18 protein-coding genes are annotated in these 19,837 nt (G+C 72.2%); 4 read left to right on the top strand and 14 right to left on the bottom strand.

Annotated features, from left to right (window positions below; all coding sequences use genetic code 11):
• Window positions 1–163 precede the first annotated feature (163 nt).
• From OG538_RS27430 to OG538_RS27380, 11 genes are all read right to left on the bottom strand, one after another.
• Window positions 164–1,234: a Rieske 2Fe-2S domain-containing protein gene (locus OG538_RS27430; RefSeq protein ID WP_406097973.1), complete on the bottom strand. Its 1,071-nt coding sequence runs from the start codon at window positions 1,232–1,234 to the stop codon at window positions 164–166.
• Between the two features lie 7 nt (window positions 1,235–1,241).
• Entirely contained in the window at window positions 1,242–1,472 is a 231-nt protein-coding gene (locus OG538_RS27425; protein WP_359083304.1) for a recombinase-like helix-turn-helix domain-containing protein, read from the bottom strand.
• 22 nt (window positions 1,473–1,494) lie between these two features.
• Window positions 1,495–2,457 carry a PDR/VanB family oxidoreductase gene (locus OG538_RS27420; protein ID WP_406097971.1) on the bottom strand — a complete coding sequence of 321 codons (963 nt, stop codon included), beginning with the start codon at window positions 2,455–2,457 and terminating at the stop codon, window positions 1,495–1,497.
• A complete protein-coding gene (locus OG538_RS27415; RefSeq protein WP_406097969.1) occupies window positions 2,454–4,124 on the bottom strand; it encodes a thiamine pyrophosphate-binding protein in 1,671 nt (556 codons plus the stop codon). Before OG538_RS27415 ends, OG538_RS27420 begins: the two co-directional genes overlap by 4 nt.
• A gap of 37 nt (window positions 4,125–4,161) precedes the next feature.
• On the bottom strand, window positions 4,162–4,947 hold the full coding sequence (locus OG538_RS27410) for an SDR family oxidoreductase (RefSeq protein WP_406097967.1): 786 nt from the start codon (window positions 4,945–4,947) through the stop codon (window positions 4,162–4,164).
• Window positions 4,948–5,067: 120 nt separating this feature from the next.
• Complete coding sequence (locus OG538_RS27405; protein WP_406097965.1) at window positions 5,068–5,826, bottom strand: SDR family NAD(P)-dependent oxidoreductase; 759 nt, start codon at window positions 5,824–5,826, stop codon at window positions 5,068–5,070.
• Window positions 5,826–6,347, bottom strand: a complete 522-nt coding sequence (locus tag OG538_RS27400) for a cupin domain-containing protein (RefSeq protein WP_389134295.1) — start codon at window positions 6,345–6,347, stop codon at window positions 5,826–5,828. Before OG538_RS27400 ends, OG538_RS27405 begins: the two co-directional genes overlap by 1 nt.
• A gap of 40 nt (window positions 6,348–6,387) precedes the next feature.
• Window positions 6,388–7,191, bottom strand: coding sequence for an alpha/beta fold hydrolase (locus OG538_RS27395; protein ID WP_406097963.1), 804 nt, complete (start codon window positions 7,189–7,191; stop codon window positions 6,388–6,390).
• Window positions 7,188–8,027, bottom strand: coding sequence for an aspartate dehydrogenase domain-containing protein (locus tag OG538_RS27390; RefSeq protein WP_406097961.1), 840 nt, complete (start codon window positions 8,025–8,027; stop codon window positions 7,188–7,190). Before OG538_RS27390 ends, OG538_RS27395 begins: the two co-directional genes overlap by 4 nt.
• Window positions 8,024–8,995, bottom strand: a complete 972-nt coding sequence (locus tag OG538_RS27385) for a VOC family protein (protein WP_406097959.1) — start codon at window positions 8,993–8,995, stop codon at window positions 8,024–8,026. Before OG538_RS27385 ends, OG538_RS27390 begins: the two co-directional genes overlap by 4 nt.
• 29 nt (window positions 8,996–9,024) lie before the next feature.
• Entirely contained in the window at window positions 9,025–10,506 is a 1,482-nt protein-coding gene (locus OG538_RS27380; RefSeq protein ID WP_406097957.1) for an aldehyde dehydrogenase, read from the bottom strand.
• A gap of 326 nt (window positions 10,507–10,832) precedes the next feature.
• Here OG538_RS27380 and OG538_RS27375 point away from each other — a divergent pair, with 326 nt between their 5' ends.
• The gene (locus OG538_RS27375; RefSeq protein ID WP_406097955.1) at window positions 10,833–12,263 is read left to right on the top strand and encodes an MFS transporter; all 1,431 of its coding nucleotides are present in this window, start codon (window positions 10,833–10,835) and stop codon (window positions 12,261–12,263) included.
• 398 nt (window positions 12,264–12,661) lie between these two features.
• On the opposite strand, the gene OG538_RS27370 is transcribed toward OG538_RS27375, so the two are convergent.
• Both OG538_RS27370 and OG538_RS27365 read right to left on the bottom strand, forming a co-directional pair.
• The gene (locus OG538_RS27370) at window positions 12,662–12,997 is read right to left on the bottom strand and encodes a chorismate mutase (protein WP_406097953.1); all 336 of its coding nucleotides are present in this window, start codon (window positions 12,995–12,997) and stop codon (window positions 12,662–12,664) included.
• 25 nt (window positions 12,998–13,022) lie between these two features.
• The gene (locus OG538_RS27365; RefSeq protein WP_406097951.1) at window positions 13,023–13,901 is read right to left on the bottom strand and encodes a helix-turn-helix domain-containing protein; all 879 of its coding nucleotides are present in this window, start codon (window positions 13,899–13,901) and stop codon (window positions 13,023–13,025) included.
• Window positions 13,902–14,170: 269 nt separating this feature from the next.
• Between OG538_RS27365 and OG538_RS27360 the strand changes: the two genes are divergently transcribed.
• The 3 genes from OG538_RS27360 (at window position 14,171) to OG538_RS27350 (ending at window position 18,008) form a co-directional block, all read left to right on the top strand.
• The gene (locus OG538_RS27360; RefSeq protein ID WP_406097949.1) at window positions 14,171–15,985 is read left to right on the top strand and encodes a glycoside hydrolase family 35 protein; all 1,815 of its coding nucleotides are present in this window, start codon (window positions 14,171–14,173) and stop codon (window positions 15,983–15,985) included.
• A 64-nt stretch (window positions 15,986–16,049) separates the two neighbouring features.
• The gene (locus OG538_RS27355; RefSeq protein ID WP_406097947.1) at window positions 16,050–16,958 is read left to right on the top strand and encodes a hypothetical protein; all 909 of its coding nucleotides are present in this window, start codon (window positions 16,050–16,052) and stop codon (window positions 16,956–16,958) included.
• A 51-nt stretch (window positions 16,959–17,009) separates the two neighbouring features.
• Window positions 17,010–18,008, top strand: coding sequence for an ankyrin repeat domain-containing protein (locus OG538_RS27350; RefSeq protein ID WP_406097945.1), 999 nt, complete (start codon window positions 17,010–17,012; stop codon window positions 18,006–18,008).
• A 66-nt stretch (window positions 18,009–18,074) separates the two neighbouring features.
• On the opposite strand, the gene OG538_RS27345 is transcribed toward OG538_RS27350, so the two are convergent.
• Window positions 18,075–19,754: a DEAD/DEAH box helicase gene (locus tag OG538_RS27345; protein WP_406097943.1), complete on the bottom strand. Its 1,680-nt coding sequence runs from the start codon at window positions 19,752–19,754 to the stop codon at window positions 18,075–18,077.
• Window positions 19,755–19,837: the final 83 nt, after the last annotated feature.

Genomic DNA, 19,837 nt, shown 5'->3' with positions numbered 1-19,837 from the left:
CTCAATCGCCGTACCGCTCGGGTCCGCCGGTGGCGGCGCGGAGTGGGTGGCGTCGGCTTCCGTGGCGTGGCACGTTCTCGGTCGCCGGGCCGGGTCCTGGTGCCGGGGGTCGGATTGGTGGCGCTGGTGGCTGGTTGCCGGTGCCGGCGATTGAGGACGTCGTTCAGTTCGCCGCTGCCTGGGCTTCCGCTTCCGTGCGGTACATGCGGCGGACGCGGACCACTCCCAGGTCGTGCTGGTAGAGGTTTTCCGCCTGGTCTGCGTCGCTGCGCAGGTCCTCGAGCATGATGCGGTCCTGTTCGAGGACGTCCCAGTGGCGGTCCTCCAGGAGTGTCTTGTAGAGGAAGCGCCAGGTGTCGCGCTGCCAGTCGGTGACCTTGCGGTAGCGCCAGAAGAAGACGGCGCAGCGGTTCTCGTCGATGGGGGTGGCCATGCCGACGATGCCGAAGGGTCCGCCGGGGCCGGCGGTCGGCGGGTAGGGGATGGTGAGGTCGACCCAGTCGATGCCGGTGCGGCAGAGTTCGACCCAGTCGAAGTTGATGCCGCTCTGGTCGGTCTTCTCGAAGAAGAAGCCGCGCTCTGTTTCGCGGATGCGGAAGCGGGCGGTGGTCTGTCCTTCGGCCATGCTGTGCGAGTCGCGGTGGAGGAACGAGCCGTGCATGGGGTCGAGGAGGTTCTCGACGGCGTAGCGCCAGTTGACGTTCCACTCGGCGTAGCAGAGGAACGCGGAGGTGCCGGGGTCGGTGAGGTGTTCGGGGAGTACGAGTGGTGCCGGTTCGGGGTGTTCGTTGTCGCCGAAGTAGGCGAGGATGCCGCCGGCGGTCTCGATGACGTGGGGGGCTGCGACGAGTTGTTTGCCTTCGAGGTTGCAGCCAGGGAGGCCGGGTACGGCGGCGACGGTGCCGGTGCCGTCGACCTGGACGCCGTGGTACCAGCAGGCGATGCGGTCGCCGAGGTGTTTGCCGAGGGAGAGGCGGGCGCCGCGGTGGGGGCAGCGGTCCTCGAGCATGTGGAGGGTGCCGTCGGCGCGGCGGAAGAGGAGCCATTCCTCGCCGAGGAGGGTGAGGCGCTTCATGCCGCCGGCGGGGACGAAGTCGGAGGGGCAGACGGCGTACCACTGGTTGCGGATGCCGGTGTCGAAGAGCTGCTGGGCGGTGCGGTTGCCGGGGCGGGCGACTTCGGAGGGGCGGGTGGGGGTGCCCGGCTGTACGGGGGTGGGGGTGTCGGTGGTCATGGTTGTCTCACGCTCCCAGGCGTCGCATCTCGTTGCGGAAGGTGTCCTCGGTCCACGGGCTGCCGTCGGGGGCGGGCAGGTCGCGGGCGTTGAGTCCGGCGACGAGGCCGGGCAGGTCGTGGGCTCCGCTGCCGAAGACCTCTTCGATCACTGCGGCGAGCTTCTTCTCGTACGGGGTGGGCTCGGCGGTGCGTGCCTGGTGGGGTTCGAGGTACTGCGGGGTGGTCGGGCTGGTCATGTCGGCTCCTTTCGGAGGCGTGTCAGAGGTCGAGTACGAGGCGTGGGGTGCGGGAGCGGGAGACGCAGAGCATCATCGAGGCGGCGGCTTCGCGTTCGGTCTCGGTGAGGAGGAAGTCGCGGTGGTCGGGGGTGCCTTCGAGGACTTTGGTCTCGCAGGTGCCGCAGATGCCGTCGCGGCAGGAGGAGGTGACGGGGATGCCGGCGTTCTCCAGCGCGTCGAGTGCGGAGGTGGTGGGGCCGACCTCGACGGTGCGTCCGGTGCGGGAGCAGACGATGTCGAAGCCGGTGTCCTCGCCGTCCCGGGGTGCGGCGGCGGGGGCGGCGAAGCGTTCCGTACGGGCGTCGGGGTGGCGTTCCTCGACGGCGGTGAGGAGGGGTTCGGGGCCGCAGCAGTAGACCTGGGTGCCTGGTGTCAGGTCGCGGAGGAGGGTGTCGAGGTCGATGTGGCCGTGTTCGTCCTGGGGAACGAATTCGACGGTTCCGCCGGAGTGTTCGGCGAGTGCGGTGAGTTCGGTGCCGAAGGCCATGGAGGTACGGGTGCGGCCGCCGTGGACGAGGCGCCATGGCGTGCCGGTGCGGGTGGCCTCGCGGGCCATGGCGAGGAGCGGGGTGATGCCGATGCCGCCCGCGATGAGGAGGTAGCCGGCGGCGTCGCCCGTGGTGTCGAGTTCGAAGTGGTTGCGGGGGCCCTGGACGTGGAGGGTCTGGCCGGGGCGGATCTGGGTGTGGAGGTGGGCGGAGCCGCCGCGGGAGGCGGGTTCGCGCAGCACGCCGATGCGCCAGCGGGTGGTGTCGGCGGGGTCGGAGCACAGGGAGTACTGGCGGATGTGCCCGCCGGTGTGTACGTCGATGTGGGCCCCGGGCTGCCAGGCGGGGAGGGGGTCGCCCGCGGGGTGGGTGAGTTCGATGCTCAGGACGCCGTCGGCCTCCCACGTCATGCGGTGGACGAGCAGGTCGAACCGGGGTTCTTCGGCGGTGGTCATGACGGGTTGCCTCCCTGTCCAGGGGTATCGGTCGCGGTGGCGGGGAGCTTGACCGGCGGGGTGAACGGGGTGTTCATCGGGCCGAGTGCGGTGAGGTCGATCTCGACGAGGGTGGGGCCCGGGGAGGTGATGGCCTCCTTGATGACGGGTCCGGCGTCGGCTTCGGCGGCGATCCTCGCGTAGGGGAGGCCGATGGCTGCGGCGAGGAGCCCGAAGTCGGGGGTGGTGAGGTCGACTCCGGAGCGGCGGGGGAAGTGGGTGTCCTGCATGTTGCGCAGGACGCCGTAGCCGCCGTCGTTGAAGACGAGGAGGGTGAGGTCGGGCTTCTCCTGGGCGAGGGTGAGGAGTTCGCCGAGGTGGACGGCGAGGCCTCCGTCGCCGGCGATGACGACGGTCGGGGTGTCGGGGCGGCCGAGTGCGGCGCCGATGCCCATGGCGAGGCCCTGTCCGATTCCGCCGCCGCGGGGGAAGACGTTGGTGGCCGGGTCGGTGATCTCCAGGAGTCGGTTTCCCCAGGTGGAGGAGGGGATGGTGACGTCGCGGGCGATGACGGACCGGGGCGGGCAGGCGTCGCGGATGGCGTCGTTGATCGCGGCCTGGGGTCCGATGGCGTGGCGTTGTGCGCTGCGGGCGTCGGTGCGGGCCTTGTGTACGCGCGCGGGCCAGGTCGTTTCGGTGACTCCGCTGGTGACGCGTCCCAGGAGTGCGGCGAGGACCGCGGTCGCGTCGCCGTGGAGGGCGACGGTGGCGGGGTACACGCGGCCGGGGGCGGCCGGGTCCAGGTCCAGTTGGATGTGGACGGCCGGGAGTTCGAGGCTGTAGTCGGCGGTCTCGTTGGAGCGGAAGTGGGTGCCGATGGAGAGCAGGACGTCGGCTTCGGCGAGCAGGGCGCGGCCCGCGGGTGCGGTGGCGTAGTTGCCGAGGACGCGGTCGTCGGACTCGGGGACGGAGCCGCGGCCGGAGTTGGAGGTGACGAGTCCGGCGTTCAGGGCGTCGAGGAGTGCGGCGAGTTCGGGGCGTGCGTCGTTGGCTCCGCCGCCTGCCCACACGAGGGGGCGGCGGGCTGCGGAGAGCAGGGCGGCCGCTTCGTCGAGGAGTGCCGGGTCGGGCAGGGCGGGGGTGGCCGGCTTCGGCACGGGGGTGGCGGTGAGTTGCTGGGGGGCGAACTGCAGGTCGATGGGCCATTCGACGCTGACGGGGCCGTGCGGGGCGGTGAGTGCGCGGGCTGCGGCGTCGCGGAGGATGTCGCCGGCGCTTTCGGCGTCGGTGACGGTGACGGCGTGGGTGGAGACCGCGCGGAGCATGCCGAGCTGGTCCTTGGTCTCGTGGATGAAGCCGCGTCCGGAGCCGAGGTATGCGCTGTCGATCTGTCCGGTGATGTGGAGGACGGGGGTGCCGGAGCTGAGGGACTCGATGAGGGAGCCTGCCGCGTTGCCCGCTCCGGTACCGGTGCTGGTGAGGGCGCAGCCGAGGTTGCCGGTGGCGCGGGCGTAGCCGTCGGCGGCGTTGACGGCGGCGGCTTCGTGGCGGACGGGGACGAAGCGGAGGTCGCGGTCGACGGCTTCGACGAGCGGCAGGTTGTGCACGCTGACGATGCCGAACACCGTGTCGACGCCGAGTCCGCGCAGCGTCTCGACGAGCAGGTCGCCGCCGTTGGGTCGGGTCATGTCGGGTGCTCCTGAGGGGTGGTGGGGGTGTGAGGGGTTATGCGATGGCGCGGTTGACTCCGCCGCAGACGTCGACGGTGGTGCCGGTGATGTACGAGGCCCTGGGTGACAGGAGTGCGGTGACGGCGTACGCGACTTCGTCGGCGTTGCCGAGGCGGCCGAGTGCGATGCCGCGGTCGGCGGCGAGTTCGCTCTGCCAGGCGGTGTAGTCGAGGGGGCTGCCGGAGGCGGCGTAGCGGCGTTCCCACTGTCCGGTGTCGACGAGGCCCAGGCAGACGGAGTTGACGCGGATGCCGTCGGGGGCGAGTTCTTTGGACAGGGAGGTGGAGAGGTTGAGGATGCCGGCGCGGGCGGCGCTGGTGGTCATCAGTGCGGTCTCGGGCTGTTTGGCGAGGACGGCGTTGATGTTGACGACGGAGGCGTTGCCACAGGCGCGCAGGTGGGGCAGTGCGGCGTTGAGGGGGTTGAGGACGCCGAAGAATTTGAGTTCGAGTTCGTCGCGCCAGTCGTCGGCGGTGGTCTCGGCGAAGGGTTTCATCCGGGAGGCGCCGGCGTTGTTGACGAGGCCGTCGAGGCCGCCGAGGCGGGTGGCCGCGTTCTCGGTGAAGGCCTGTACTGCGGCTTCGTCGCGTACGTCGCAGGGTGCGTGGTACAGCGTGTCCGGGTCGGCGAGTCCGTCCAGCGCCTTGGTGAGGGCGTCTGCGCGGCGACCGCAGGTGGCGACGAGGGCGCCTTCGGCGAGCAGCATGCGGACCGTGGCGAGGCCGACGCCGGAGCTGCCGCCGGTGACGAGGATGCGGCGGCCTTTCAGGCGGAGGTCCATGGGGGGGTTCCTTGCGGGTCGGGGGTGCGGGTGGGTGGTGCGGGGAGGCGGCTGTCCTCGCTCGCCGGCGGGCCTGAGCGGCCGCCCGGGCGGCCTTGGCCCGCGGTCGGCCCGGGCGGGTCAGTTCATCGTGAAGCCGCCGTTGACGGCGAAGGTCTGGCCGGTGATGTAGCCGGATTCGTCGCCGATGAGGAAGGCGATCAGTCCGACGAGGTCGGCGGGCTGCTGGGGCCGGGAGATCGCCCGGTTGAGCCGGTACAGCTCGTGGCGTTCGGCGGGGATGTCCACTGCGGACTCCCCTTCGGTGAGGCCGGGTGCGACGGCGTTGACGGTGATGCCGAAGTCGCCGGTCTCGCGTGCCATGGCCCGGGTCAGGGAGATGACCGCGCCTTTGGATGCGATGTAGTGGGCGAGGCGGGGCGAGCCGTACAGGGCGGCGTCGGAGGCGAGGTTGACGATGCGTCCGCTGCCGTGGGCCCGCATGAGCGGGAGGAGGGCGCGGGCGACGAGCCAGGGGCCGCGGGCGTTGACCGTCATGATGCGGTCCCAGGCCTCGACGTCGATCTCGTGGAAGGGTTTGCCGCCCACGGCGTTGGCGAGTCCGGCGTTGTTGACCAGTCCGTACAGCCGGCTGCCGTCATCGGCGAGGGTGGTGGCGAGGGCGGCGACGGAGCCGGGGTCGGCGACGTCGAGCGGGTGGTAGTCGGCGGTGATGCCGTCGGCGCGCAGTTCGTCGGCGGCGTGCCGGCCGGTGGTCTCGTCGAGTTCGGCGATGACCACGCGGTGGCCGTCGTTGCCGATCCGGCGGGCCGCGGCCAGTCCGAGGCCGCGGCCGGCGCCGGTGACGACGACCGTGCGGGGGGTGTGGTCGGTGGTCATCAGTCGCGGGTGATGCCGTGCATCGGGGAGTGCTCGGGGTAGGTGGGGACCTGCGGCTTCTGGGTGCCGATGATGACGCAGAACAGGGCGTCGGTGTCGCCCTCGTTCTTCAGCGAGCGGGCGACTCCGGCCGGGACGACGATCATGTCGCGGTAGCCGAGGGTGCGGTATTCGGCCTCGTCGGCGCCGCGGTGGATGCCGACCTTGACCTGGCCCTCCAGGACGAAGAAGGCTTCCTCGACGTCGTGGTGGGTGTGCTCGGGGCCTTCGGCGCCCGGCGGGAGCAGCATGTTGGAGAGGGTGAAGCCGCCGGAGGGCAGGATGCGGTTGTCGTTCTCGTGGTTGCCGGTGGCACCGGAGCCGACGTAGCGGATCTGGGCGCGGCGGTACTGGGCGCCGGCCTTCTCCTGGAAGGAGAGGGTGTTCCAGTCGGGTTCGCGGGAGTCCTTGGTGGCGATGAGGGAGTCGGTGAACTTGGCGAGGTCGCCGTCGGTCTCGTAGGGGGTGTTGTCGATGGGCACGGGATGCTCCTCGGTGCGGTGGTGGGGGTGGGGTGCGTCGTTACGCGGGGACGCGGGCGACGACGTGGAGGTGGGCGCGGACCCAGGCGTTGAAGGCCTCGGGGCGTTCCTGGTTGGAGAGGTGTCCGGCGCCGGAGAGGGTGACGTAGACGGACTTGGTGAGTCCGCCGGCGATGGCCTGTGACTCGTCGGTGCCGGTGACGGTGTCCTGTTCGCCGCACAGGACGAGGGCGGGTGCGGTGATGGCTGCGAGGTCGTCGGTGAGGTCGGCTTCGGCCATGGACGCGGCTGCGTATCCGTACCCGGGGTTGCGGACGGAGGAGGCCATGGTGGCGACGACGCGTTCGACGAGGGCGGGGGGTGCGGCGGCGGAGACGAGGCGTGGTCCGCGGGTGGCGGCGAAGGCTTCGGGTCCCTGGTCCGCGAGTTGTCCGGCGCGTTCGCGCATGGCGCGGGCCTTGTCGGGGTGGGTGCCGGAGCCGCGGCTGGAGTCGGCGACGATCAGGGAGGCGACGAGGTCCGGGTGGCGGGTGGCGAGGCGCAGCGCGATGACGCCGCCCCAGGAGACGCCGAGGACGTGGGCGGGGCCGCCGTGTTCGCGGATGAGGGCGGCGGCGGTGTCCGCGTAGCCGTCGAGGCCGGGGGCGTGTTCGGGGTCGGCGGAGGCCGCGTAGCCGGGGGCGTCCCAGGCCACGACTCGCACCTGGTCGGCGAGTTGGTCGAGCTGTGGGGCGAACGCGGCGGAGGAGGAGCCGATGCCGTGGAGGCAGAGCAGCAGCGGGGCGTCGGGGTCGCCTGCCTCCTGGGTGTGGACGGCCCCGGCGTCGAGGGTGGGGGCGGTCACAGGATCTGTCCCGCCCGGCCGACAACTGCGCCGAGGCTGCGGAGCACGGCGTGCGGGACGACCTGGCTGGTGGCGGGGTTCGCTTCGTCGGGGCGGTGGGCGACCTCGAAGCGGTAGGTGCCGTGCGGTCCGGCTGCCTCGATGACGTGCCGGGTGAGGGTGGCGGCCGGGTCGGCGACGACGACGACTTCGACGAGGGCGGGGTCGCCGGTGGCCAGCGCGACGGATGCGGCGACGTTGGTCGACTTGGGGAACTTGACCGGGACGTCGATCGCGGTGCCGCGCATCACCTCGACGGGTTCGGTGGTGGTGCGCAGGCGTTCGGTCAGTTCCGCGTCCATCCAGGGCTGGTGGAGGGTGGTGGGGAGTTTGGTGGTGGTGAGGGTGACGGAGGTGAGGGGCCCGAGCCCGCGGACGGCCTGGAGGAGGTCGAGGCCGCCGACGGCTCCGCCGGTGAAGTAGACGCGGCCGGGTCCGGCGGCGCGCAGCCGGTCGGTGAGGGCGGGGTCGACGAGGGCGCCGGTGGAGGCGATCAGCAGGTCGGCGCCGCTGTCGAGGACGCGCTCGGCCCATTCCCGTACGACTGCCTGGCCCGCTGCTTCGACGATGAGGTCGCAGACGGCGAGGGCGTCCTCGAAGGACAGCTGGGGTGCGGGGGCGTCGACGAGGGGGCGGTTGTCGATGATGCAGGTGAGTTCGGCGCCGGGGATGTGGCCTTCGGCGAGTGCGGTGCCGACGACGCGTCCGATGGCTCCCCAGCCGACGAGGCCGATGCGGCGCACGGGGCGGGCGGGGCGGGCGGTGGTGTCCGGCCGGGGAGTGAGGGTGGCGGTCATGCGGTCACCTCTTCGGTGGTGTCGGAGGGGGTGGTGGCGAGGGGGCCGGGGTCGGGTGTGCCGGCCATGTGGCTGCGGATTGCGGGTGAGGGCGGGCCTGCGGTTCCCCAGAGGTCGGAGAGGTCGGGGGTGCGGCGCCAGACCTTGGCGATCCAGGCGTCCTCGACGATCTGGGCGACCTCGGAGGTGTATTCGCAGACGAGTCCGGCGGGGTCGGTGAAGTACGAGAAGGTGTTGTTGCCGGGGCCGTGCCGGCCGGGTCCCCACTGGGGGTTGGTGCCGTGGTGGCGGAGCCGGCCGAGGCCGCGCATGAAGTGGTCGACGTCGGTCATCTCGTAGGCGACGTGGTTGAGGGAGGTCCACTCGGCCTGGTTGAACGCGATGCAGTGGTGGTCGGCGTTGCAGCGCAGGAACGCCATCTGGTGCTCGGACCAGTCGGAGACGCGCAGGCCGAGGACCGAGGTGTAAAAGGCGACGGCGGCGTCGATGTCCGTGGTGTTGAGGACGGTGTGGGTGACGCCGACGGGGACGGCGGCGTCCCGGCCGCGGGGGGTGACGGCGTGGGTCTGGGCGCTGAGTTCGATCAGCCGGCCCTCGGGGTCGGTGAAGCGGAGCCCGTAGCCGCCGCCGACCTGGTCGAGGGGGCCGGGGCCGGCCACGGGGGTGATGCCGCGGGCGAGGAGCCGGCGGGCGGCGTCGTCGATCTCGGCGGGGGTGGCGACGGCGAACGTGATGCGGCCGAGGCCGTTGCGTTCGCCGCGGCTGAGGTGGAGGACGTGGTGTTCCTCGCCGGTGCCGCGCAGCCAGGTGGCGTCCGCTTCCCGTTCGACGGGTTCCAGGCCCCAGACCTCACGGTAGAAGTCGGCGGACTCGGTGAAGGCGGGGGTGCGGAGCTCGACGGAGCGCAGGGCGCGCAGCCGGGCGACGGGTTCGTTCGGGCGTCGGGTGTGCAGGTTTTCGTGCGGCATGGGGGGCTCCGGCTTCTTTTCGCTCGGCTTCACTGGGTGGCCCAGGGCAGGGGGGTGGTGTCGGTGGCCCAGTAGAGGGACTTCTGCCGCTGGTAGCCGCGGATGAGGTCGCGGCCCTTCTCGGTGCCGATGCCGCTGTCCTTCAGCCCGCCGAACGGGGTGGAGATGCTGAACTGCTTGTACGTGTTGATCCAGACGGTGCCCGCGTCGATGCGGCGGGCGAGGCGCCAGGCTCGGGCGTGGTCGCGGGTCCAGATGCCGCAGGCCAGTCCGTACACGCTGTCGTTGGCCTGGGCGACGAGGTCGTCCTCGTCGTCGAAGGGCAGGGCGACGAGGACCGGGCCGAAGATCTCCTCCTGGCAGACGCGGGCGGTGTTGGGCAGGCCGTCCAGGACGGTGGGGAGGTAGTAGGCGCCGTCGCGGTAGTGGTCGCCCTCGGGTGCCGCTCCCCCGCACCGGACGGTGGCGCCCTCCTCGCGGGCCAGGTCGACGTAGGCGGCCACGCTGTCGCGGTGGCGGTGGTGGACGAGCGGGGCGACCTGGGTGTCGGGGTCGGTGCCGGGTCCGACGCGGAGCTTCTCGGTACGGGAGACGAGTTCGCCGAGGAACTCCTCGTAGCGTGAGCGGGCGATGAAGAGGCGGGAGCCCGCGATGCAGCTCTGTCCGCTGGAGGAGAAGACGCCGTACATGACGCCGGCGAGGGCCTGCTCCAGGTCGGCGTCCTCCAGCACGATCGTCGGGGACTTGCCGCCGAGTTCGAGCGATATGGGGATGAGCTTGTCGGCGGCGGCGTGGGCGAGGGCGCGGCCGGTGGCCGTGCCGCCGGTGAAGGTGATCTTCTCCACGGCCCGGTGGCGGACGATCGCGTCGCCGATGACGCTGCCGCGGCCGGGCAGGACGGAGAGCAGGGCGGTGGGCAGTCCGGCCTCGGTGAGTGCCTGGTGGACGAGGCGGCCCAGGGCGAGTGCGACGAGGGGGGTCCACTCGGCGGGCTTGAGGAGAACGGCGTTGCCCGCGGCGAGTGCGGGGGCGAGCTTCTGGGCGTCGCTGGCGATCGGCGAGTTCCAGGGGGTGATCGCGGCGACGACGCCGACGGGTTCGTGGACGCTCATCGTGACGTACGGGCCGCGGGAGGGGGTGAGGGCGTCCTCGGCGGTCTCCAGGGCGGCGGCGGTGTAGCGGAAGGTGCCGGCGGCGCTGAGGACGAGGGCGCGGGTCTCGGTGCGGCATTTGCCGGTGTCGGCGGTCTGCAGGGCGGAGAGCCGGTCGGCGCTCTGCTCGACGAGGTCGGCGATGCGGTGGAGCAGCCGGCTGCGGAGGTGGGCGGGGAGCTCGCGCCAGGCGGGGTCGTGCGCGGCCCGGGCGGCGGCTTCGGCGGCCTCCTCGACGTCGTCGAGGGATGCGGCGTGCACTCCGGCGATGACCTGGCCGGTGGCCGGGTCGACCGTCTCGATGAGGGCGCCACGGCCCTGCCGCCACTGCCCCGCTACCAACACCTCGTCGGCAAGCATCAGTTGGCCTCCTGCGATCGAATCGGTTACCTCAGAGCTAAAAATCTAAGGGCTTAAGTAATTGGGCGCAAGCCCCCTCGGCAAAATCTCCCTTTGCCTCCGGAGGTCTTGACGGCCACCACCCCCGGGCGGGTAAAACTTAAGCACTTAGAAGCTAGGCACCTACAGAAGTTCTCCGAGGGCAGTGGGAGATTTCACAAGCTCACGAGCGCCGCGCGACGGCTCCCCACACGTACGCTCGGCTGACTCACACCTCCCCTCTGCAACCTCGTACACACCTGGCTCCCCAACCGCTCCGCCCCCACGCGGAGCAGGAGGAACCCTGGATGAGCACCGACATCTCGAAGGACGCCGCACCGGGCTCGTCGCCGGCCGGCACCACCCGCGCCACCATCGCCGCCCGCTTCGAGCGACTGCCGCTCTCCCGCTGGCATGTCACCGTCCGCCTGATCGTGGGTGTCGTCACCTTCTTCGAGGCCTTCGACCAGCTGCTGATCGCCTACGCGCTGCCGGAGCTCCGCGACGAGTGGCAGCTGTCCACGGGCGACGCCACAGCGGTCCTCACGGTCGGTTCGGCCGGCATGCTCGTCGGCGCCCTGCTGTCGGGACGACTCGCCGACCGCTACGGCCGGGTGAAGGTGATCGCGTACTGCGTGGCCGCGTCCGGTGTAGCAAGCCTGGCCCTGACCGCCTGCACCTCGCTCACCCCCTTCATGGCGCTGCGTTTCCTCCAGGGGCTCGCGATCGGGGGCGAGGTGCCGGTGGCCGCGGCCTTCATCAGCGAGATCACCCGGAGCTTCAAGCGGGGCCGCTTCGTCCTGCTGTACGAGCTCGTCTTCCCGGCCGGTCTCACCATCGGCGCACTGGTCGCGGCCTGGGTGGTCCCGGCGGCCGGCTGGCGTGTGATGTTCGCGGTCGCCGCCGTGCCCGGCCTGCTGGCCTTCCTGGTCCAGCGCAAGGTCCCCGAGTCTCCGCGCTGGCTCGCGGAGCGGGGCCGGACGGCGGAGGCCGAAGCGGTGATGACCGCCATCGAGGCGAAGGTGTCGGCGGCGACGGGCGAACCACTCCCCCGGCCGGCCGCCCCCACCTCCACCCCGGAACCCACGGCAGCGGCCGCCACCCCGGCGGAACGCGCCGCGACCGGCCTGCGCGGCCTGTTCACCGGCCGCTACCGGCGCCGCACCCTCGTCGTCGGCGCGATCTGGTTCACCGGCTACTTCGTCAACTACGGCGTGACGTCCTGGCTGCCCAGCATCTACAGGGACGAGTACGGCCTCCCCCTCTCCGACGCCCTGCTCTACTCCACGGTGACCTCGGTCGCCGGTCTGCTCGGCTGTCTGATCGCCGCCCTCACGGTCGACGTCCTGGGGCGCCGCCGGATCTTCGCCCTCGGCCTCGGCGCCTCGGCCGCGCTCCTGCTCACCCTGGCCTCGCTGGGCGCCGGCACCCCCGTACAGGTCCTGATCTGGACCTCGCTCTCGGCGGTCGGCTTCTTCGGCTCCAACATCTGCCTGTACCTGTACACGCCCGAGCTCTACCCGACCCGGATGCGCGCCCTGGGCTGCAGCGTCGGCGGAGCCGTCAACAGGCTGGGCGTGATCCTCGGCCCGATCCTGGTGGGCGTGGTCTACGCGGCGAACGACAGCGTCACCGCCGTGTTCGTGATGCTGGGAGCGGTGGCCCTGGCGGGCGCGGCGGTGGCGGGCACCCTGGCGGAGGAGACCGCGAACCGCTCGCTGGAGGAGATCTCGCCCTGACGGGCCGGGCTGTCCAGGTCGGGGGCTCCGAATTCCTGGAACTGCGCTGGGGAAGGACTGACGGCGACCCGTACAGCTGGGCCCGCCTCGCATACTTCAGCCTTGCACCGGATTGCCACATCATGATTGAGCGCTGTAACTCGAGCGGACCCCGTGCACCACATATCTCGGTTACACGAAGGCGGGCGCCTCCGGCTGGACCGCCAAGGTCGCCGGCACTTCCCACACGTACGTGACCCGCACCCCGATGTACTACAACCCGTCGACCTCCAGGGCCCGGGCCTGCATCGTGAAGTCGAACGGCGCCACGACCTGCACGCCGTACCACTGAACCGATCACTCTCAGGTCTGCCCGGGCACCCGGCGGGGTCGCCCGGGCAGACCCGGTCCGCGCCCTCTCAGACGGCCGGACCGCTTCCCGCGTTCGCGGATTCGTCAGCGATGCGCTCATGGTGCCGGATGACCTCGGCCACGATGAAGTTCAGCAGCTTCTCGGCGAACGCCGGGTCCAGGTGGGCACTCTCCGCCAGCTGGCGCAGCCGGGCGATCTGGCGGGACTCGCGGGCCGGGTCGGCCGGGGGAAGGTGATGGGCGGCCTTGAGGTGGCCCACCTGCTGGGTGCACTTGAAGCGCTCGGCGAGCATGTGGACAACAGCCGCGTCGATGTTGTCGATGCTCTCGCGCAGCCGGTTCAGCTCGGCGCCTACGGAATCGTCGATGTCGCTCGTGGTCATGGTCAGTGAGCTTAGAGGGACCCGGCTACGGGATGATCGTCGGAGGGTGTTCCGGGTCCGGGACCCGGTCGCTCCAGCCGCCCGGCACGCTGCGTCCCTGCTGTTCGCGGAAGCGGACCGGGGCCATACCCACTCGGCGGGCGAACAAGCGGGAGAAGTACGCCGGGTCGTCGTACCCCACGCGCCGGGCGACTGCGGCGACGGGCAGGTCGCCGGTGGCCAGGAGCTCCTTGGCGCGGCCGAGCCGGATCCCGAGGAGGTAGTCCTTCGGGCTGCAGCCGGCCCCCCGCCGCACCGCCGTGCGCAGTTCGGCCGGTGTCATGCCGTGCCGGGCGGCGTGCTCGGCGACGGACAGCGGCTGGAAGGCGTCCCGGGCCAGGGCCTGCAGCACGGGGTCGCCGTCCGGGCTGACGTCCGCGCGGGCCCGGCGGAGCGCGACGAGGAGTTCGTGGACGGCCGCCCCCGTCTCCACCTCCAGCAGCGGATTGCCGCGCCGGGCCGCCCGGACCATCCGGCCCACGGCCGCACGCGGCGCCGCGGTGTCGGCGAGCGGGACGAGGGGGCGTTCGGGTTCGATGTAGCCGAGCTCGGTGTACGTGGTGGTGGCGGGTCCGGTGAAGTCGACGAAGCTCTCGTCCCAGCCGGTGACCGGGTCCGCGCCGTAGTGGTGCGGGGTGCCCGGGGTCAGCCAGATCAAGCTGGGCGCGGTGACGGGGATCCGCCGCCCGTCCGGTCCCGCGAACCACCCGCTGCCCCCGTTGATGACCACGGCCACGTGGTGGTCCAGGGTGCGGGGGCCGACGGTCGGCAGCGTGCCGTGTTGCAGGCCCACCCCCAGACAGACCAGACCGAGGCGATGGTGGAGCGGGCTCGGCGTGAAGAAGCGCATCCAGGTGTGGTACATCGGCCTTCGCTCCTCCGGTTCCTGTGTCGTGCCCCGCGGGCCTGTGGGCTGCGGCGATGTCTGCTGAAGCCGTGGGTGCCGCGGCAATGCGTGCTGCGTCCAATCAGCAGTGATCTTTGTCCATGGACCGGCCGCACGCCAGAGGGTGAGGCTGGGCCGTGACATTCCTCCCGGGTTCGCCCGCTCCGTCACACGTACCGCGTTCCGCTCGTACGGGGCCGCGCAGCGCGGCGTTCACGGGACCGCGCGCACAGGAGAGAACGAGCACGATGGCTGACTTCACCGTGGCGGACGGCCACTTCCGGCTCGACGGGAAGCCCGTACGGCTGCTGTCGGGGGCCCTGCACTACTTCCGGGTGCACGAGGCGCAGTGGGAGCACCGGCTGTCGATGCTGCGGGCGATGGGCCTGAACTGTGTCGAGACGTATGTGCCGTGGAACCTCCACGAGCCGCGTCCGGGCGAGTTCCGCGACGTCGGGGCGCTCGGCCGCTTCCTGGACGCCGCGCAGCGGGCCGGCCTGTGGGCGATCGTCCGCCCTGGGCCGTACATCTGCGCGGAGTGGGAGAACGGCGGGCTGCCCGCCTGGGTGACCGGGCGGTTCGGCCGGCGGGTGCGGACCCGGGACGCGGAGTATCTGGAGGCGGTGGAGCGATGGTTCGCCGAGTTGCTGCCTCAGGTGGCGGCACGGCAGACCGACCGCGGCGGTCCGGTGATCATGGTGCAGGCGGAGAACGAGTACGGCAGTTACGGCACCGACGCGGTCCATCTCCGGCGGCTCGCGGCGATGCTCCGTGAGTGCGGGGTGAGCGTTCCGCTGTTCACCTCCGACGGGCCCGAGGACCACATGCTCACCGGCGGTTCGGTGCCCGGCCTGCTCGCCACGGCGAACTTCGGTTCGGGGGCGCGTGAGGCGTTCCGCGTGCTGCGGCGCCATCAGCCCGGTGGTCCGCTGATGTGCATGGAGTTCTGGTGCGGCTGGTTCGAGCACTGGGGTGCGCCGCCGGTCCAGCGGGATCCGGCGCAGGCCGCCGACGCGTTGCGGGAGATCCTGGAGTGCGGGGCTTCGGTGAACATCTACATGGCGCACGGGGGGACGAACTTCGCCGGCTGGGCGGGCGCCAACCGTTCCGGGCCGCTCCAGGACCAGGATCTGCTGCCGACGGTGACGTCGTACGACTACGACGCGCCGGTCGACGAGTACGGGCGGCCCACGGAGAAGTTCCACCTGTTCCGGGAGGCCCTCGCCCCGTACGCGGACGGGCCGATCCCTCCGCTGCCGCCCGAGCCCACCGGCCTGGCGCCGGTGCGGGCCGAACTGACCCGGTGGGCGCCGCTGCCCGACGTCATGGAGGCGCTGGGTGATGCGGAGGCGCCGGAATCCGGTGTGCCGCCCACGTTCGAGGAGTTGGGGGTGGATCGTGGCCTGGTGCGGTACCGCGTCGCGGTGCCGGGTCCGCGCGGCCCGTACACCCTGGGGGTTTCGGGCCTTCGGGACCGGGCGGTGGTGTACGTGGACGGGGTCCGCAAGGGCGTGTTGAGCGAGGAGGACGACTGTCTCGCGGAGCCGGTGGGCGGGCCCGCCGAGGTGGAGCTGTGGGTCGAGTCGCTGGGCCGGGTCAACTACGGGCCGCGGCTGGGCGAGCCGAAGGGAATCACCGGTGGTGTGCTGCACGAGCGCCAGTTCCTGCACGGCGTACGGGCGCGGGCGCTCCGGCTCGATGCGTTCGACGGGCCGGCCGCGGTGGCGGACGTCCCGTTCGTACCGGTCGACGGATCGGGGCGCAGCGGCCTGTACCGGGGCACGTTCGAGGTCGGGGACGTGTCCGGCACCGGGCATGCGGGGTTCGAACTGCCGGGCTGGACGCGTGGATTCGTCTGGGTGAACGGGTTCTGCCTCGGCCGGTACTGGGCTGCGGGCCCGCAGCGGACGCTGTACGTGCCGGGCCCGGTGCTGCGGGACGGGGTGAACGAGGTATGGGTGCTGGAGCTGGAGGGTGCGGCGGCGCCGTACGCGCTGCTGGGGCCGGGCGTGCCCGTGCGGGCGGGCGGGCCGGCGGACGCGGATGCGGATGCGGATGCCTGACGGTCCGCGGCCGCCGCGGTCTACAGTGGTGAGGAGTTGAGCGTCGCGACGTGGGGGTGAGCACGTGTCGGACAGTCCCCACGGCAGCCCGGTGGTGCACGGTTTCCCTCATCTGGCCACCGTCCGCTCGGCGATCACCGCGCTCTACCGGCGGCTGTCGTACGACGGGGTCCACCGCTTCGCCCCCAGCCTCGCCCCCGGCGACGCGGCGTTCGCCGATGCGGACGACCTGCATCTGGGTGCGCAGCGGGTGGCGCGGGCGATGGTGCAGCATCTGCGGCTGCCGGACGCCCGGGTGATCGTGGCGTTCCGGGCGATGGAGCACGCGGGCAGTGTCGAACTCGCGGCGGGCCCGGAGTACTTCGTCGAGCTGAACGACCGCTTCCGTACGCATCGCAGGGACATCGGCGCCGCGTTGTCGCACGAGGTCATGCATGTGCTGCTGCACCGGCTCGGCCTGGAGTTCACGGGGACCCGCGACAACGAGATCCTCACCGACACCGCGGCGGCCTATCTGGGGGCGGGCTGGCTGCTGCTGGACGCGTTCCGGGAGGACGCCACCTCCAGCCAGAAGCTCGGCTACCTCACCCCGGAGGAGTTCGGGTACGTGCTGGCCAAGCGGGCGCTCGCGTTCGGCGAGGATCCCTCGCCGTGGTTCACCAGCCCGCAGGCGTACACCGCGTACACCAAGGGCCGGGCGCAGGCCCTGCGCGAGAGCGCGCAGCCACCGCTGACGGCCGCGGGCTGGGCGGGCCGGCGCCGGTACGCCAAGGACCGGCGCTACGCCCAGGACCACCCCGGCGCGGCTTCGGTCCAGGGCCCCGAGGTCCCGTACGCGTTCGAGGCGGGAGGGGACGGGCTGCGGGTCGCGTTCCCGTGCCCGACCTGTCATCAGCGCAACAGGGTTCCGGTCCGCGGCCGGGTGCGGGCGCGGTGCGCGCTCTGCCGGACGGTGCTGGACTGCACCACCTGAGGCGCCGCTGCGGGCAAGTGGCCCTGGCACGCGGCGTATTACAGTCGAAATGTGACAGATGATCCGAGGGCGGCGGCTGCGGGCGGGCCGAGCCTGTTCGATGCGTTGTACGAGGGCGAGAACGCCGTCGTACGGATGCTCCGCGCCGGCGTGTCCGCGGAGTCGGTGGACGAGGACGGTGCGAGCGCGCTGTATCTGGCCGCGGTGTCGGACCGGCCGGGGGTGGTACGGCTGCTGCTCGCGGCGGGCGCCGACCCCGACCGGGCCTGTGGTCCGGAGTCCGGTGACCTTCCGCTGTGCGGCGCGGCGTGCGGCGGGCACACGGAGGTGGTCGAGGCGCTGCTGGCGGCCGGGGCACGGCCGGATCTGCGCGAGCAGTTCGGGTTCACGGCGCTGCGGTGGGCGGTGGGGCTCGGTCACGCGCGGACCGCGGAGGTGCTGCTGGCGTACGGCGCCGACCCGTGTCTGCCGGGACCGGAGGGCGAGTCGCCCCTGCTGCTCGCGGCCCGCAGGGGCTCCTCGCCGACCGTGCGCGCGCTGCTGCGGCACGGTGCGGGGGCGCCGGAGGGCGCGGTCGAGGAGGCGCTGGGCGAGGCGCGGCGCATGCTGGACACCGACCTGGAGCAGGAGTTGCGCTCTGGTCTGCGGGAGTTGTACGGGGACACGGGGGCACACGAGATCGTGGTGCGCCGGACCGTTGTCGACGGCGGGGAGACGCTGACCGCCGAACTCGTCCGCGACGGCCGGCCGGCCGCGGGCCGGGACCAGCAGACGGGGCACGGTGCGATCGCCACGGTCCTGGAGAGGGAGCTGGGACTCGTCGCCCCCTTCGAGGAACTGGCGCGACGGGCTCTGCGGACCGCGAGTCCGGAGCTGGACAACTGGCGGGCTTCGGCCGAGGCGCTGTGCGCGCGCGGCGACGAGGAGACCCGGCAGGCGGCCGCCGCGTGGTGCGCGGCGGATGACCCGCTGCTGCGGGCGTTCGGCGCGGAGGTGCTGGCGCGGCTGGGAACGCCGGCGCCGCCCGGTACGGGGGCGCTGCCCCCGTGACCGCGCTGCTGAATCGACGGAGGGGCCCACGTCGTGCCGAGCACGACGTGGGCCCCTCCGTCTCAGTCAGGCCGCGCGACGACCGCGTGCCGGGGCGCCACCCCGGCCGGAGCCGCCGGAGCGACCCGCGCCACCGGTACCGCGCGAGGCGCCGCCCGTGCCGGCGGAGGAGCCGCGCGAGGAGCTCCCGGCCCCTGAGCCACGGGACGCGCCCGAGCCCTGCGCTCCGCTGCCTCCGGCAGCAGCCGCGCCACCCGCGCCGCCGCGTCGGCCCCGGCCCCGGCTGCCGGAGCGGAATCCGCCGCCCGTGCCGGAGCCGGTGCCCGTGCCCCCGCCGGACCGCGTGCGCGGCTTCGGCTGGGTGGGCTGCGGAACCTCGACCACGATCGCGACACCGGACGGTTCGCGCGCCCCGGTGATCCGGGTGAGCTCCTCGTCGCTGGACTTGATCCGGGTGGTGCGGGGCGCGATGCCCGCGTCCTGCATCAGCCGGGTCATCTCCCGCTTCTCCTCGGGCAGCACCAGCGTGACGACGCTGCCGGACTCCCCGGCGCGTGCCGTGCGTCCGCCGCGGTGCAGGTAGTCCTTGTGGTCGGTGGGCGGGTCCACGTTGACGACCAGATCGAGGTCGTCGACGTGGATGCCACGGGCCGCCACGTTCGTCGCGACCAGGGCGGTGACCTGGCCGTTCTTGAACTGGTCCAGGGTCCGGTTGCGCTGCGGCTGGGAACGCCCGCCGTGCAGAGCGGCAGCCCGTACACCGCTGGCGAGCAGCCGCTTGGCGAAGCGGTCGGCAGCACGCTTGGTGTCGACGAACATGATCACCCGGCCCTCGCGGGCGGCGATCTTCGTGGCGACGACCTTCTTGTCGGTCTCGTCGAGCACGTGGAGCACGTGGTGCTCCATGGTGGTGACGGCACCGGCGGAGGGGTCGACCGAGTGCACGACGGGGTCGGTCAGGAACATCTTGACCAGCCGGTCGATGTTCTTGTCCAGGGTCGCGGAGAACAGCATGCGCTGTCCGCCTTCCTCGACCTGCTTGAGCAGGGCGACGACCTGCGGCATGAAGCCCATGTCGGCCATCTGGTCGGCCTCGTCGAGGACGGTGATGGCGACCTCGTCCAGACGGCAGTCGCCGCGCTCGATGAGGTCCTTGAGCCGGCCCGGCGTGGCCACGACCACCTCGGCGCCGCGGCGCAGGGTGCCGGACTGCTTGCTGATCGACATGCCGCCGACGACGGTGGCCATCCGCAGGTTGACGGCGGTGGCGTACGGCGTCAGCGCGTCGGTGACCTGCTGGGCGAGCTCGCGGGTCGGGACGAGGACGAGCGCCAGCGGCGCCTTCGGCTCGGAGCGGCGTCCGGCGGTGCGGGCCAGCAGCGCGAGGCCGAAGGCCAGGGTCTTGCCGGAGCCGGTGCGGCCGCGGCCGAGGATGTCCCGGCCGGCGAGCGAGTTCGGCAGGGTGGCGCCCTGGATCGGGAACGGGTCGGTGACGCCCTGCGCGGCAAGGGTTTTCAGCAGGGCGGCGGGCATGTCCAGCTCGGCGAACGCGTCGACGGCGGGCAGTGCGGGGGTCATGGTTTCGGGCAGGGCGAACTCACCCTGCGGCGGCGTGGCCCTGCGACGGGGTGACGCCTTGCCGGATCCCTTGCCGGAACCCTGTGCGGTTGCCTGTGCCTGGGCCGTGCCACGCCCCCTCGACGGGCGATTGCGGGCGGGACGGTCCTGACGTTCGGAGCGGGTCATACGGAATTGCCCTCCTGGGGGATTCCTGGGAACTACGTGGGACTGCTGGGGACTGCGGAGGGTTCCGGGGGCCGCATGGGCAT

The sequence above is a fragment of the Streptomyces sp. NBC_01013 genome (assembly GCF_045162765.1).
In the GTDB taxonomy this organism is placed as follows: domain Bacteria; phylum Actinomycetota; class Actinomycetes; order Streptomycetales; family Streptomycetaceae; genus Streptomyces.
The sequence above is the reverse complement of the archived record's forward strand: the minus strand, read 5'-3'. Positions and strand labels throughout refer to the sequence as shown.

What these genes read in the sequence shown, in the direction of transcription:
- OG538_RS27365 (WP_406097951.1), bottom strand. Translation starts at nt 13,901, where the DNA reads ATGTACCACACCTGGATGCGCTTCTTCACGCCGAGCCCGCTCCACCAT.
- OG538_RS27390 (WP_406097961.1), bottom strand. Translation starts at nt 8,027, where the DNA reads ATGACCGCCACCCTCACTCCCCGGCCGGACACCACCGCCCGCCCCGCC.
- OG538_RS27430 (WP_406097973.1), bottom strand. Translation starts at nt 1,234, where the DNA reads ATGACCACCGACACCCCCACCCCCGTACAGCCGGGCACCCCCACCCGC.
- OG538_RS27375 (WP_406097955.1), top strand. Translation starts at nt 10,833, where the DNA reads ATGAGCACCGACATCTCGAAGGACGCCGCACCGGGCTCGTCGCCGGCC.
- OG538_RS27420 (WP_406097971.1), bottom strand. Translation starts at nt 2,457, where the DNA reads ATGACCACCGCCGAAGAACCCCGGTTCGACCTGCTCGTCCACCGCATG.
- OG538_RS27410 (WP_406097967.1), bottom strand. Translation starts at nt 4,947, where the DNA reads ATGGACCTCCGCCTGAAAGGCCGCCGCATCCTCGTCACCGGCGGCAGC.
- OG538_RS27345 (WP_406097943.1), bottom strand. Translation starts at nt 19,754, where the DNA reads ATGACCCGCTCCGAACGTCAGGACCGTCCCGCCCGCAATCGCCCGTCG.
- OG538_RS27385 (WP_406097959.1), bottom strand. Translation starts at nt 8,995, where the DNA reads ATGCCGCACGAAAACCTGCACACCCGACGCCCGAACGAACCCGTCGCC.
- OG538_RS27370 (WP_406097953.1), bottom strand. Translation starts at nt 12,997, where the DNA reads ATGACCACGAGCGACATCGACGATTCCGTAGGCGCCGAGCTGAACCGG.
- OG538_RS27380 (WP_406097957.1), bottom strand. Translation starts at nt 10,506, where the DNA reads ATGCTTGCCGACGAGGTGTTGGTAGCGGGGCAGTGGCGGCAGGGCCGT.
- OG538_RS27415 (WP_406097969.1), bottom strand. Translation starts at nt 4,124, where the DNA reads ATGACCCGACCCAACGGCGGCGACCTGCTCGTCGAGACGCTGCGCGGA.
- OG538_RS27425 (WP_359083304.1), bottom strand. Translation starts at nt 1,472, where the DNA reads ATGACCAGCCCGACCACCCCGCAGTACCTCGAACCCCACCAGGCACGC.
- OG538_RS27360 (WP_406097949.1), top strand. Translation starts at nt 14,171, where the DNA reads ATGGCTGACTTCACCGTGGCGGACGGCCACTTCCGGCTCGACGGGAAG.
- OG538_RS27405 (WP_406097965.1), bottom strand. Translation starts at nt 5,826, where the DNA reads ATGACCACCGACCACACCCCCCGCACGGTCGTCGTCACCGGCGCCGGC.